The following is a 12,654-nucleotide window of genomic DNA, read 5'->3' on the forward strand; positions in this document are numbered from 1 at the left end:
TGGGATTTCCACTTGGGCTTCCCCCGGTAATGCCGATACTTACATCAGTTCTTAATGCTGTAAATTAAACCAGACAGACATCTTTGCCTTCTGTACGCCAGGTCAATGGTATGCGGACTCCAGATGGGGTTGCATTTACATTATTAAAATACCCGTCAACAGAACAATATCCATTCAGATTTTCCAATAATCTGGCATTTTGAATGTCGTCATTATCAGGAACAGCAGCAAAACAGAATACACTGGTAAATACCAGGAAAAGAGACGTTAAAAGGGCATTCATAACTAAAGGTAGAATTTGATAACTAATATAGTTAAAATAAGACTGGTAAAAGATAATTATACTCAATATGGTTTCTTTTTTTAATATAACGGTGTGTATATTAACTGTGGTTAAAATGTAGTATCCCTTTAAAGCTAATTATAATGGGAATATTCGCTGCCTTTAAAGACTTTTTTGTAGATTACACCTTGATCATGTAAATGAATTTGTTAATGCGCTCTCTGAAAAAATACTTTGGTTTACTTTTAATATTATTTCTAAACATTACGTTTTGTTCTGGCCAGCAAAGGCCTCAATACACTCAATATATTTTTAATAATTTTCTATTAAATCCGGCTCTAAGCGGTATGGAAAATTATATAGATATAAAAATGGGCCACCGTAATCAATGGGCCGGATTAGAGGGAGCACCTAAAACCGGATTTGTAACCGCCAATTGGGCATTGGGAGATCAATATCTTTGGGCGAATGCGTTATCTTTTGAAGAAAACGGAAACAATCCCATGAGCCGTAGTTATACACAAAATTATACAGCCTCCCCATCTCATCACGGAGTTGGCTTCACTGCTGTGATGGACAAAGCGGCTCAGATTTCTACCTTTGCTTTTAATCTCACTTATGCCTATCATCTTAGATTATCCAATAGATTGAATTTATCTGTTGGAGCTGCGGCAGGGATTACAAATATTGGACTGGATGTAAATGCATTACAATTTGAGACTCCACAGGACCCTGCATTAAGAAACACGATTTCCAATCAAACGAAACCTGACTTTTCTATGGGTCTGTGGATATATGGAGCTCGTTTCTTTTCTGGCATTTCTATTCAGCAAATCATTCCCCAAAAATTAAATTTCACTAGTTCTGAGGGATACAATACTGGAAAACAAGTACCCCATCTTTTCGTAACGGGAGGTTATAAATTAGATGCGACTGAAGATATCAGCGTTACACCTTCCTTAATGCTTAAATATGTGCAGGATCTACCCGCCTCAGTTGATATAAATGTTAAAGCAGCATTTAAAGATAAATTTTGGATCGGTGCAAGCGGGAGAAAAGATGATTCTTATACTGCTATGGTTGGATTTAATGTGGGGCATCTGATCAATTTGACATACGCTTACGATTTCACAACCTCACAGCTCAATCAGGTCAGTAATGGTAGCCATGAAATCGTTCTTGGCGTCCTTCTTAACAATGTATATAAGGTTCTTTGTCCTCAAAAAATGTGGTAAACAATTCTCGATTTTAAATTCTATTTAGTTTTCCTGATTTTTAGGACATCTGCTAATGAATTTACTAATCAGTAGAATTTCATAAATGGTTGAAAACGATAGATATGGCTATATTTTGTAGTGTTTGATTGATTCTGAATGAGTTGAATGCCTTTATTCTGATTCTGGAACAGTTGTTGATTGCCGACAAGGAAAACGTCTTCTATGGAAAATACAAATTCGGGATCTAGTGTCCCTCAAAAAAAGTCTAAAGGGAAATTCTGGACGATATTAATCTTGCTGATAGTTTTATTTGTAGCTGGGTTTGGCTATTACAGATACTTTTTTGTTTTCGGTGAAGGGGTGAAGGCTGGTCAGCTGAATTACTTTGTGAAAAAAGGATACATGTTCAAAACAAACGAAGGCCGTTTAATACAGACAGGAATTCGTTCTCAGGCTCCTGGAAATATTGCTTCCAATGAATTTATGTTTTCGGTAACGGATGAGAAAGTTGCTGAACAACTGAATAAAAGTGCAGGTTCCAATATTGAAGTGCACTATAAGGAATATATCAGCCCGCTTCCATGGAGAGGGGTAACTGTTTTTTTGTAGTAGATAGTTTGATTTCTACTGCACCAGGAAACGGAATAAATACGCAAAACTAATTGAATATGCCATGTCTGAGTTAAGCAATTGTCTATGCAATTGCTTAATTTAGCAGGCAACGATGAGAATTCTTCATACAGCCGACTGGCACCTGGGAAAAAGACTGGAACAAAGTGAGCGTACGGACGAGCATCAGGCTTTTCTGAACTGGCTGATACTAACCTTACAGACCGAAAAAATTGATGTTTTAATTGTTGCAGGTGATATTTTTGATACTGGAAGTCCATCCAATGCGGCCTTTGAGCAGTATTACGGATTTTTAAGACTAGTAAAGGATACGAATTGCAGAGAGGTCATCATTATTGGGGGCAATCACGATTCTATCAGTACTTTAAATGCCCCTTCTTCACTGCTGAAGTACTTTAATGTACATATTATTGGTGGTGTTCCCGAAGAATTTACAGATCAGATTATTTGAAATAAAGAACCCTTCGGGCGAGCTGGAACTGGTAGTTTGTGCTGTTCCGTTTTTGCGTGACCGCGATATCAGGCTTTCTGTATCCGGGGAAACCGCTGAGGAGAGGGAAAGCAGGATTAAACAAGGAATTTGTGATCATTATCATCGGTTTAAAGAATATATAGGGGAGTATAAAGCCAATCATATCCCGGTAATTGCTACGGGACATCTTTTCGCTGCGGGATCAAGTACTTCGGATAGTGAAAAGGAGATTCATGTAGGTAATCTGGGGCAGGTTGCGGGAGATCAGTTTCCGGAAGAATTCGATTATGTTGCGCTAGGTCATATTCATCGTCCGCAGGTAATTAATAAAATGGATCATATCCGTTATTCAGGTTCGCCTATTCCTTTGAGCTTTTCTGAAACTGACGATCGGAAACAGGTTATTGTGCTGGAGTTTGAAGCGGGAAAAATGATTAGCCTGAATGAAATTGAAGTACCTGGTTATCGTAAGCTAATAATCAGGATTAAAGGAGATTTTGAAAAGGTGAAAACCAAATTGGTTTTACTGGAAGATCCCGGAACACTGTACCCTGCATGGGTAGAGGTTCAGGTAGAAACTGAAACCTTTATTTTTGATCTGGAAGAACAGCTGAATACGCTGATTGTCAATAAGCCTTTTATAGACAGGATTTTCCCCCGACAGCTCAGAACGAGAGCTGTACAAAATCTGGATGAACAAACTGAGGAAGCTTTGGCATTGACAGATCTTGATCCTAAAACAGTGTTTTTAAAACGTTGTGAAGCAGAGTTTCCGGATGAGGATCATGCAGAACTACTGCAAACTTTTAATGAGGTAATGGAATATATGGGGCAAAAAGAGGATAAGGCATGAAAATTATAAGTATCAAATTTTTAAACCTGAACTCCCTGAAAGGTCAGCATGAGATTCGTTTTGACCGGCCTCCTTTTACTGAAAGTGGAATCTTCGCTATTACAGGGCCAACTGTGTGAGGAAAAAAAAAACAACTATACTCGATGCGATTACGGTAGCCTTATATGGAAGGGTGCACCGTCACACTAAAGATGTATTTGAGATTATGACCCGTCATACGGGAGAATCTTTTGCAGAAGTAGAATTCGAGGTTAAAGATAAATTATACCGGGCTAAATGGTCTATCAGGCGCAGCCGCGGGAAAGCAGAAGGTCAATTGCAAACGCAAAGGATGGAACTGGCCGAGGCTGTTAGTGGTACAATTATTATCGAGCATCCTTTACAGGAAGTGAGAGACGAAATTGTCAGGTTATGCGGTCTGGATTATAACCAGTTTTTACGTTCTGTGATTTTATCGCAGGGCGATTTTACCCGTTTTTTGAAAGCGGATGAAAATGAAAGAAGTGAACTGCTGGAAAGGATCACTGATACAGGTATTTACTCGCAGATTTCTATTGATGCTTATGAAAAAGCAAAAGAAGAACGGGCAAAATTGGATCAGTTACGTAATCAGCTTGATCATGTGGTTTTGCTGGCTGCCGAAGAACGTTTAGCCTTTCAGACTGAATTAGCTGATCTTTCTGCTCAGGAAAGCCAGATGAAGGTAGAGGAGGCTTTATTACGGGCCAAAATTGACTGGCTTACTAACCTGGGGAAACTGGAAGCCAGAAAATTGGAACTGCAGCGGAACCTTTCTGCTGATGAACTTTTTTACGCTTCGCATGAACCCCGGTTTTTAAAACTTCAAAAACATCTGGCCGCTTTGGTTCATCGCCCCGCGCTGGCAGAGTTAAATCTGATAGAAAACCAACAGCATAAATTCGAGACTGATTTACAGGAAGCAGAGCTAAAACATCCTGTATTGGTTAATGAAGAAGCTATTGTGAAAATTGCTTTGAAAGAAGCTGAAGAGAAATCTGTGCAAACGGAGAAGACTTTAATGGAATCGGAGCCGTTTTTTTTGAGGTGGTTGTAAAGAAGGATATCAGAATTGAACAGGTTAAGTCTGATCTGGAAAAAACGAGTAATCTTTTTGGAGACAGCAAACCTGAGCCTCCAAAGTATAATGACTGCCCGTCTGGTCATGACAGCGCAGTTGAAGGCTTTACAGCAGCGTATTGATAACCTATCGGAATGGCTAAAAGTTCATGCTAAAGATAATGAACTGGATAAGGAAGTTATTGTGTTTAGCCAATTGGTACAGCAGCTTAAAAGCTTAGAACAAAAGTCTGGTGAACAACAGAAAAGTCTTTTGGACTATACCGGACAGGTAGAAAAAGCAAGGCTGACGGTTGTTGAAACCAAGAAGAATATTAGTTTATTTGAACAGAAATTACTTGAATATCATACTGCAATAGCACAGTTTAACCAGGGTTTACAGACAATTTTAGCAGGGAAATCTGTTGAGGAGTTAGAAGCTGATCTGAGAGATTTGCCTTTGCTTATCCAAACTTCAGAGCAGCAGTTACGGCTGTCTGGTCAATATCATAAACTACTGAGTGAGCAGGCTTTACTTACTGATACTTTAGCCCATTACCGTCGGCGGACAATTATGGCTGAGCAGTCTCTAAAAATGCTTGAGCTGGAAAATAAAGATGGGGTAACTCAGCTGGATTATTTACAGCAAATTTATGAGCTGGAAGTAAAGGTGCAAAAATATGATGCAGACCGTTTACAATTGGAACCAGAACAGCCTTGTCCGCTTTGCGGTTCTGTACATCATCCATTTGTAGAAGGAAAATATACCAGTAAACTGACTGAGTCTGCTGAAAGGCGCAATCAACAGTTGGAGCAGGTAAATTTACTCAAGACAAAACTCAATCAGCAACTGATTGAACTGAATACGCTTAATCATCAGGTTCAGACCAGTGAGAAGTCTCTTGTGGTTTTACAGGAGTCTCTTGCGCAAAGCCTTTTAGAATTTAACGCGAACAATGAAAAATTGCCCAAACTTTTAGATCTGAATAAACCTGAAATTATTGGAGCGGTAATCAACAGGAAGAGATTACAGCAGCAGGCCTTACAGGTTCAATGGAGAGCTGTGAAAGATACTCAGCTGCAAATTAATGCAAGTGAAACTCAGATTACGCTGCAAAAAGAAGCTTTAGCATTAGAACTGAATAAGGTTGAACAAGCAGGTTTAACAATTAGTTTTGCCGAAAAACAACGCGCTAATGCAAGTCAGGAACTGGTAGCGGCCGATGAAGAAATTAAAGTGCTTACAGTTAATGCTGCGCAACTAACTGAGCCATTCGGAATTCTTTTCGAAGCAGAAAAAGCGGAAGCAATTGTGCTGGAAATGAAAGAAAGACATGGCCGCTATCGGATTTCAGAAAAGGAACTGAATCAATTACAGCCGGATCTTCGTCAAAAAGAAACAGAACTCAACAATAGTCTCACTGTGCTTAATGAAAAGAATGATACTATTGAACAGCTTAATGTACAGTTAAAAGAAGAGCAGAAGGTTCTGCAGGAAATGCAGGAAGACCGTATTGAGCTTTTTGGTTCGAAGGATCCTGTACAGGAAAGATTGCAATTGGTTAATGCTTTAAAGAAATATAGAACAGAAGCGGAGAATTTTCAACGTTCCTTACAGGAGAAACAAGAGCGTGTTCGTATTGCCGAAGATAGAAAGACAACGCTGCATGTCTCTTATTTGGCTAGTAAGGAATTGTTTAGTGCTCATTTAGAGAAGTTAATGGGTAAAATAGCTTCACAGGGGCTTAAGAGTGTAGCTGAACTCGAGCAGCTATATCTTGATGAACAGGAAGCTAAAACTGCTGAAGAACTGCAAAAAGAGGCTGCGCAAAAAATCGCCTCTGGCAAAAGTCTTTTGCTATCGTTACAAAAAGACCTGGAAACAGAACTTGAGAAAGCATTGACAACAGAAACGAGCGATGTGATCACTCCTCAGCTAGAAGCGCATGACCAGCAATTAAGATCATTATTGGAAAGTATGGTGAAGTTACGTCATCTGCTTTTTGAAGATGATCAGTTGAAATTAAAACATAGTGAAGTTGCACTGCAAAATAGAAAATCAGCAAAAAGATGCTGATCGTTTCCAAAAGCTTTCAGCATTAATTGGATCTGCTGATGGTAAAAAATTCAGTCGTTTTGCACAAGGGCTTACTTTGGCAAGATTAACAGAGTTGGCTAACAGGCATTTGCTGCGGTTAAGCGATAGGTATAGTATCCTGAAAAGCCCTGAAAAGGATCTGGATTTGCAGATAATTGATGGTTACCAGGCAGATGTAGTCAGGCCGATGTCCACACTTTCGGGTGGGGAGAGCTTCCTGGTCAGCCTTTCACTGGCTTTAGGTTTATCAGATCTGGCCAGTCGTAAAGTACAGATTAACTCCTTATTTATTGATGAGGGGTTTGGAACATTGGATGCAGAGACACTTGATGTAGCAATTACAGCATTAGAGAACTTACAGGCCAATGGGAAAAGTATTGGGATCATTTCACATGTGGAGACACTGAAAGAACGGATTGGAACACAGATTCAACTCAGCAGGCAACCTGGCGATCAAGTAAAATAGCTTTGTTTAGCTACGGTGAACTCATAGAGGTTAATGTGTAGTTTGTATATAATCTGGTTCTGCCTGTATATATACTGTTTGTTTTTTTCGGTAAAGATTAGCTAATTTAAAGGGTTTGGCTCGTTGAATGAAATAGAAGCTCAATAAGCCAAAAATAGATCCTGTTATTGCACCAGCTATTACATCTTGTAAAAAGTGCTGGGCAAGGTAAATTCTGGAGTAACCAACTAAAATTGCTGCAACTAAACACAGTAAACTGATCACCCTGTTTTTAAAGCAAAGGACAAACACAGTAGCCATGGCAAATGCCGATGCGGTGTGACCCGAAGGAAAGGAACCTGAATGATGTGTGACTATTCCATTTACAAAATGCTTATAATGAAAGGAAATCTGTTCAAAATAAAGACTGGGCCTGGGTTGGAAAATGGCTCTTTTTAAGAGTTGAACAACTATTCCGGAAGTTAGATAAGCCGTTAATAAGATTTATGCAATTTTTTTCTTTTTGTAAAAGTATAACAACACAATGGCCACTGCAGTGATTATTCCATCGCCCATCAAGGTGTAATAAGAAAAGAAATGATCAAGCCAGATGGGGTGATAAGGGTTTAGCAGGATGAAACTGGCTAATTTTGAAGTATATAAACAAAAGCTAATTCCTGTTAGCAGTACTAAGGATAGAAAGGTGAAAAATAAGAGTACAGGGCAACGCTTTATAGTTTTCATTATCATGCAATATAGATCAAATATACAAAGTTACAATGACAATGTAATGACAGTATTAAGGCGTAATGATTAAAATTTATTTAATCATTACGCCTTATGCAATGATTAGTTATTTAGAGCTATTTTTATATACGTGCTATTAAACTGCTGTCCTGCATTGGAACAATCATATTTGCTGCAAGATGGGTATCCAGATACTTGGAAAAGTAGGTCTGGTGTGAACCGTTAATGAAAATAACAGTCTTTCCTTCTATTGTATTGATCACACGATCAGATAGATCAGATAGTTCGGCTGGTACTGCCGGACAGCCCTGACTGCGCCCTAATCTTCCTAATTCGTTAATTGTACCCTGACTAACGTAAGGAGCACCATGAACAACTATAGAGCGGCTTCTTGCATTTGAATTATAGCCTTCGTCCATTCCATCCAGACGGAGTGAACGGCCGTGCCTGCCTTTGTAAACTTCGCCTGTTACATAAAATCCGAGGCTGCTTTCATTAGAATCCCTGGCATCCGAAAAACGGGTTGCCAAATCATCACCGCTACGCTGACCATGTGCTACCCAGGTATTCAGTAAAAGAGAATCTATAGATAAGTCAATAATCCAGAGCCGTTTTTTTTAGTACTGTTCTGATCAAAGTCCGCAATGGTTAGAATAGATTTTTCACTAGAAATCTTACCAACGTTTTTAAGGTTATAAAATCCTGTTAGTGCTTTTTCAAAAACCTCAGGTCTGAGGCCCGACTGTTCAAGATGCGCAGCATGATAGATTTTGCTGACTGACGTGCAGGTTGTACAATGAATCTTGGGTGACAGCTTTTTCCGGTAAACTCCGGTTTGAACAAGGTATCCAGCTAATTATAATGGTCAGGGCAAGTATGATAAATGTTATTCCTGCACCGCCTAAAAGGTATTTTCTCATAGAATTGGGTTTAAGTGCTATGTTTTGATACGATTAATTAGGTATTTTTTTTCTTCAGATTATGCTTGTTTTGAGGAGGTTTTTTAGAGTTTATATAAACAAATGTACTGAATTCTAAACGGTTAGAACAAAATTATGGTATAATTACTTGATGATGACTTATATAAAGGCTTAAAAATAGTCAGGCAAATTCGATTTATGTATTTTTGAAGCCCGGTTAAATTATCCTTTAATATGGTGATTTTTTTATGCAAAAGTCAATTTATTCTTACACTATTTTTCTAGCGTTTATTTTATTTTTTACTGATCTTAATCCTGCATGTGCGCAAGATAACTGGTCTTTATCGGTAAATCGTGAAGGTATACAGGTTTATACCCGTCCGATAGAAAACTCTAAAATTAAGGCTATTAAAGTAGTTACCAATTTGCAAGCTACCTCTTCACAATTAGTTGCTGCAATTATGGATATACAAACCTGTAATGAATGGGTTTATCATAGTGCAGAAAATGTGTTAATTAAACAGATTTCACCTTTAGAACTGATCTATTATTCAAGGGTAGACGTTCCCTGGCCGGTTGAAGATCGTGATTATGTAGTACATATAGAGGTTGAACAGCATCCCCAAACTAAAGTGATCACTGTGAACTCTCCATGTATACCTGGTTATGTGGCGGAAAAGAAAAATATAGTAAGAATCAGTCATACGGTAGGGAAGTGGACAATTACACCGATAGGGAAAAATCAGGTTCGGGCAGAATATATGCTGGAAGTAGATCCTATGGGAAATATACCAGCCTGGCTGACTAATCTTTTTGCAACAAAAGGCCCGCTGGAAACTTTCAGAAACCTGAAAGCACATGTGCAAAAAGAAGTCTATAAAAAGGCTCACTATAAGCTGATCAGTGATTAAAAATTACTAAAATATTTTATCGGTTCTATAAAACATTAAATCGTATTTAGAGTTATACTTGTAAATAAATAATTATAGGTATGTTCAAGCCATGGAGCGTTCAGGGGAAAATAATTCTTTTGATCATGTACTCATGGCGATCTAATTAACGTAAAATAATGAGAATCGAAAGTGAAATTGTAAATGCAATCCAATCCAGAGACTTTGAAAAGGCGAAAACATTGCTCAGGGCCGGTGAGAAAATCTCTAAAGAGGTAACCAGCCAACCTAATTTTAGTCTTCCTTTCAGCCAGGTGATCAGAGCCAGAGAGTTTGAAATTATTGATCTTTGGATCGCTGATAAAACTATTGAAACTGATGTTTACGAGTATGATTCTTTTCGAAGTACAATTTTTGATACTATAATCCGTGAATTCCCTGTAGATGACGAATCAATTGCCTGGTTAGCTGGTTTTATAGGGAAATTGGATAATATCAATGATGAAATCGGTGACGTAACTTTATTGGGTTATGCACTTGAAAACGGAGCAGATATTGCGGTTGTTAAATGCCTGATCGATGCTGGTTGCGACGTGAACTATACTAATAATGCAGAGCAAAGTTTTCTGTATGAGGTTGTGAATAAAAGAATGATGGCTCCTGAAAAAGCAATTGCATATATGGAGGTCTTAATTGGCGAAGGTTTAGATGTCAATAAAGGTAATGTTGTGAGTGAAACACCATTAATGGTTGCTGTAAGTAATAATAAGGTTAACTATCTGGATTTGCTTTTAGAAAATGGAGCCGACCCTAACGAGCAGGATCAAAAAGGTAATTCTGCCTTTTACCGTGCGATAGTAGACCAGTCAAGCGAGGCTTTATATGATAAATTGGCAGCTTACGCTTCTCCGGATTTTGATCAGGTTGATCAGACAGGAAATACCCTGTTATCATCTTATTTAAGCCGTCTGAGCAGTAACTCTTATATTGGTATTTTACCAAAATTACTGGATGCTGGTGCTGATATCTATCAGAAAGCGCCATATTATGAAAAGCAGAAATCTGGTATCGACTGGCTTGCTGAGAAATCATTTGAAACCTTGGAATTAGCAATGGGAACGGGTAAAATAGATGTCAATGAGCAGGATGATCTGGGCGAAACTATTTTACATAAAGTATGTGCTTATAATATTGTCTTAGATGAACGTATCGCTAAGGATATCTATAAAAAAGTAAAACTACTGATAGAATCCGGGGCCGATGTTAACCTGGTGAGCAGTAAGGAAGAAACGCCTTTGATGCTGGCATCCAACAACAATATCAAAATAAAAACAGTACAATTATTAATGTCCAACTCAGCAAAATAATATGTCAATGTCATTCCTGGTTGCCTGCGAAAACGGCAATAGAAAAATAGCAGAATTACTGCTTTCTGCAGATGAAACAGATGTTAAATATACAGACGAAAAAGGCCGCCGTACTGCATTACATTATGCAGCACACCGGGGATACCTGGATATTACGAAAATATTAGCCGATAAAGGAGCAGATGTCGATTATGAAGATCATAACGGAGAAACACCACTTTATTTTGCCATGGTCAATAAACAGAAGCAGACAGCTCTTTTTCTGATTGAACAGGATGCTAAGTTTGGTTTAAAAGATAATCGGGGCAATAACTTTTTACATATTGCAGCTGGAACTGCACAAATTGAGGTACTCAAAAAGCTGATAGAATTGGGATTAGAAGTGGATTTAGAAAATAATGATGCTGAAACTCCATTGCTTAATGCTGCGTCATGTGGTAACAGAGAGATTGTGAAAACTCTTTTAGCGCATGGGGCGGCTATTCATAAAACCAACAACCTTGGAGATCATGCATTATTATTAGCTGCAAAAGCTAAAAATAGTCAGATGGCAGAGTTATTATTAGATAGTGGCGCTGATGTGAACCATATCAACGATACAGGAGAAAGCGCATTATTGGTTGCTTGTTATGAAAATAACCAGATGCTTGTTAAACTGCTGGTCAAAAGAGGAGCTGATATTTTTATCTCTTCAAAAAGCGGTATGTCACCAATCTGGTATGCTGTTTCACATAATCAGAAAGATACTGTCAACTCGTTTATAGAAAATGGATTGGATGTAAATTATGCGAGACCATTTAACAAATCAGACGGAGCGATGGATTCTTATCTTGACTGGGTAGAGAGTGCGATAGATATGTCTCTGGGTAGTGCTTTTAGTTTAGGTGGTGATGTTTGCAGTGGAGAAAGTTTGTTGCATGTAGCTGTTAAAGCTGGATACCTTAGTATGGTCAGGTTATTAATAGAAAAAGATGCGAAGGTGAATTATCAGGATGAGTCCGGGAATACAGCCTTACATTATGCAGCAGCCAACGGTAAGAAAGATATTGTGAAATTCTTATTGGAAAACAAAGCTGATGTTACTATTGTCAATGTAAAAGAACAAAAAAGCGATAGACTATTCTAATATTAAGGGATATAATGAAATTACAGAACTGATCCTGAAATTCAGTGATCCGGGAACTGTAGTAAAACCTTTAGCGCAGGCTAATGTTGTGAGTGCAGCACCAGTAAATGATATGGTGGCCAAAAAACAGGCATTGATGGACTTGAAAGAGTTGCTTGATGCTGGTATTCTTACCCAGGAAGAGTTCGATTTGGAAAAGAGTAAAATTTTAAAAGGATAATATCAAAAGGGCTGATTTCATTTATGTAAATCGGCCCTTTTGATTTGAAATAACTATTTGCAGCAGGTTAACCCTGTTAATGAATTTAGATATAATGGACGAGTTTAGTATAAGATTTTTACACCACACAGTTACCGTCACTTCGACAAATAATAGCCAGTATATTGTTTCTTATGATGAAACAGTAAATGGAGTTGTAATTCCATTGGTTCTTGGAGTTATCTATCCAAAAGAGGATGCTGATTTAGGGATTAAATGGATCACAGAGATGATGATTTATCTGAAGAATTAGTACAATTATTGGGGGAA

General features: G+C 38.2%; 15 protein-coding genes and 1 pseudogene. 13 read left to right on the top strand and 3 right to left on the bottom strand.

The window, feature by feature from the left end; all coding sequences use genetic code 11:
• Positions 1-64: 64 nt before the first annotated feature.
• Positions 65-283, bottom strand: a complete 219-nt coding sequence (locus ACWYN3_RS40155) for a hypothetical protein (protein WP_456219179.1) — start codon at positions 281-283, stop codon at positions 65-67.
• Between the two features lie 212 nt (positions 284-495).
• Between ACWYN3_RS40155 and ACWYN3_RS40160 the strand changes: the two genes are divergently transcribed.
• The 8 genes from ACWYN3_RS40160 to ACWYN3_RS40195 all read left to right on the top strand — a co-directional run bounded on the left by ACWYN3_RS40160 (position 496) and on the right by ACWYN3_RS40195 (position 7,096).
• Positions 496-1,518, top strand: a complete 1,023-nt coding sequence (locus tag ACWYN3_RS40160) for a PorP/SprF family type IX secretion system membrane protein (RefSeq protein ID WP_456219180.1) — start codon at positions 496-498, stop codon at positions 1,516-1,518.
• 204 nt (positions 1,519-1,722) lie between these two features.
• Positions 1,723-2,109 carry a hypothetical protein gene (locus tag ACWYN3_RS40165; RefSeq protein WP_456219181.1) on the top strand — a complete coding sequence of 129 codons (387 nt, stop codon included), beginning with the start codon at positions 1,723-1,725 and terminating at the stop codon, positions 2,107-2,109.
• A gap of 115 nt (positions 2,110-2,224) precedes the next feature.
• Positions 2,225-2,581, top strand: coding sequence for an exonuclease subunit SbcD (sbcD, locus tag ACWYN3_RS40170; protein WP_456219182.1), 357 nt, complete (start codon positions 2,225-2,227; stop codon positions 2,579-2,581).
• Positions 2,529-3,455, top strand: coding sequence for an exonuclease SbcCD subunit D C-terminal domain-containing protein (locus tag ACWYN3_RS40175; RefSeq protein ID WP_456219183.1), 927 nt, complete (start codon positions 2,529-2,531; stop codon positions 3,453-3,455). The genes sbcD and ACWYN3_RS40175 overlap by 53 nt, the downstream gene beginning before the upstream one ends.
• A complete protein-coding gene (locus tag ACWYN3_RS40180; RefSeq protein WP_456219184.1) occupies positions 3,452-3,574 on the top strand; it encodes a hypothetical protein in 123 nt (40 codons plus the stop codon). The genes ACWYN3_RS40175 and ACWYN3_RS40180 overlap by 4 nt, the downstream gene beginning before the upstream one ends.
• A complete protein-coding gene (locus ACWYN3_RS40185; protein WP_456219185.1) occupies positions 3,571-4,530 on the top strand; it encodes an AAA family ATPase in 960 nt (319 codons plus the stop codon). Before ACWYN3_RS40180 ends, ACWYN3_RS40185 begins: the two co-directional genes overlap by 4 nt.
• A 15-nt stretch (positions 4,531-4,545) precedes the next feature.
• Positions 4,546-6,609, top strand: coding sequence for a hypothetical protein (locus ACWYN3_RS40190; RefSeq protein WP_456219186.1), 2,064 nt, complete (start codon positions 4,546-4,548; stop codon positions 6,607-6,609).
• A complete protein-coding gene (locus ACWYN3_RS40195; protein ID WP_456219187.1) occupies positions 6,572-7,096 on the top strand; it encodes an SbcC/MukB-like Walker B domain-containing protein in 525 nt (174 codons plus the stop codon). Before ACWYN3_RS40190 ends, ACWYN3_RS40195 begins: the two co-directional genes overlap by 38 nt.
• Positions 7,097-7,126: 30 nt before the next feature.
• Here the strand turns inward: ACWYN3_RS40195 and ACWYN3_RS40200 are convergent, their stop codons facing one another.
• Together ACWYN3_RS40200 and ACWYN3_RS40205 are read right to left on the bottom strand one after the other, a co-directional pair.
• On the bottom strand, positions 7,127-7,579 hold the full coding sequence (locus ACWYN3_RS40200) for a phosphatase PAP2 family protein (protein ID WP_456223326.1): 453 nt from the start codon (positions 7,577-7,579) through the stop codon (positions 7,127-7,129).
• A gap of 365 nt (positions 7,580-7,944) precedes the next feature.
• Positions 7,945-8,427: pseudogene (locus ACWYN3_RS40205) on the bottom strand (murein L,D-transpeptidase catalytic domain family protein); the annotation flags it as partial.
• Between the two features lie 563 nt (positions 8,428-8,990).
• Between ACWYN3_RS40205 and ACWYN3_RS40210 the strand changes: the two are divergent.
• From ACWYN3_RS40210 to ACWYN3_RS40230, 5 genes are all read left to right on the top strand, one after another.
• The gene (locus ACWYN3_RS40210) at positions 8,991-9,653 is read left to right on the top strand and encodes an START domain-containing protein (RefSeq protein WP_456219188.1); all 663 of its coding nucleotides are present in this window, start codon (positions 8,991-8,993) and stop codon (positions 9,651-9,653) included.
• Positions 9,654-9,811: 158 nt separating this feature from the next.
• Positions 9,812-10,999 (top strand): ankyrin repeat domain-containing protein, encoded by a 1,188-nt coding sequence (locus ACWYN3_RS40215; protein WP_456219189.1) that lies wholly within the window; start codon positions 9,812-9,814, stop codon positions 10,997-10,999.
• A 7-nt stretch (positions 11,000-11,006) separates the two neighbouring features.
• Complete coding sequence (locus tag ACWYN3_RS40220; protein WP_456219190.1) at positions 11,007-12,125, top strand: ankyrin repeat domain-containing protein; 1,119 nt, start codon at positions 11,007-11,009, stop codon at positions 12,123-12,125.
• A gap of 88 nt (positions 12,126-12,213) precedes the next feature.
• Positions 12,214-12,345, top strand: a complete 132-nt coding sequence (locus tag ACWYN3_RS40225; protein WP_456219191.1) for an SHOCT domain-containing protein — start codon at positions 12,214-12,216, stop codon at positions 12,343-12,345.
• 79 nt (positions 12,346-12,424) lie between these two features.
• Positions 12,425-12,637: a hypothetical protein gene (locus ACWYN3_RS40230; RefSeq protein ID WP_456219192.1), complete on the top strand. Its 213-nt coding sequence runs from the start codon at positions 12,425-12,427 to the stop codon at positions 12,635-12,637.
• The last annotated feature ends 17 nt before the right edge of the window (positions 12,638-12,654 follow it).

This window comes from Pedobacter sp. NJ-S-72, from assembly GCF_053890575.1.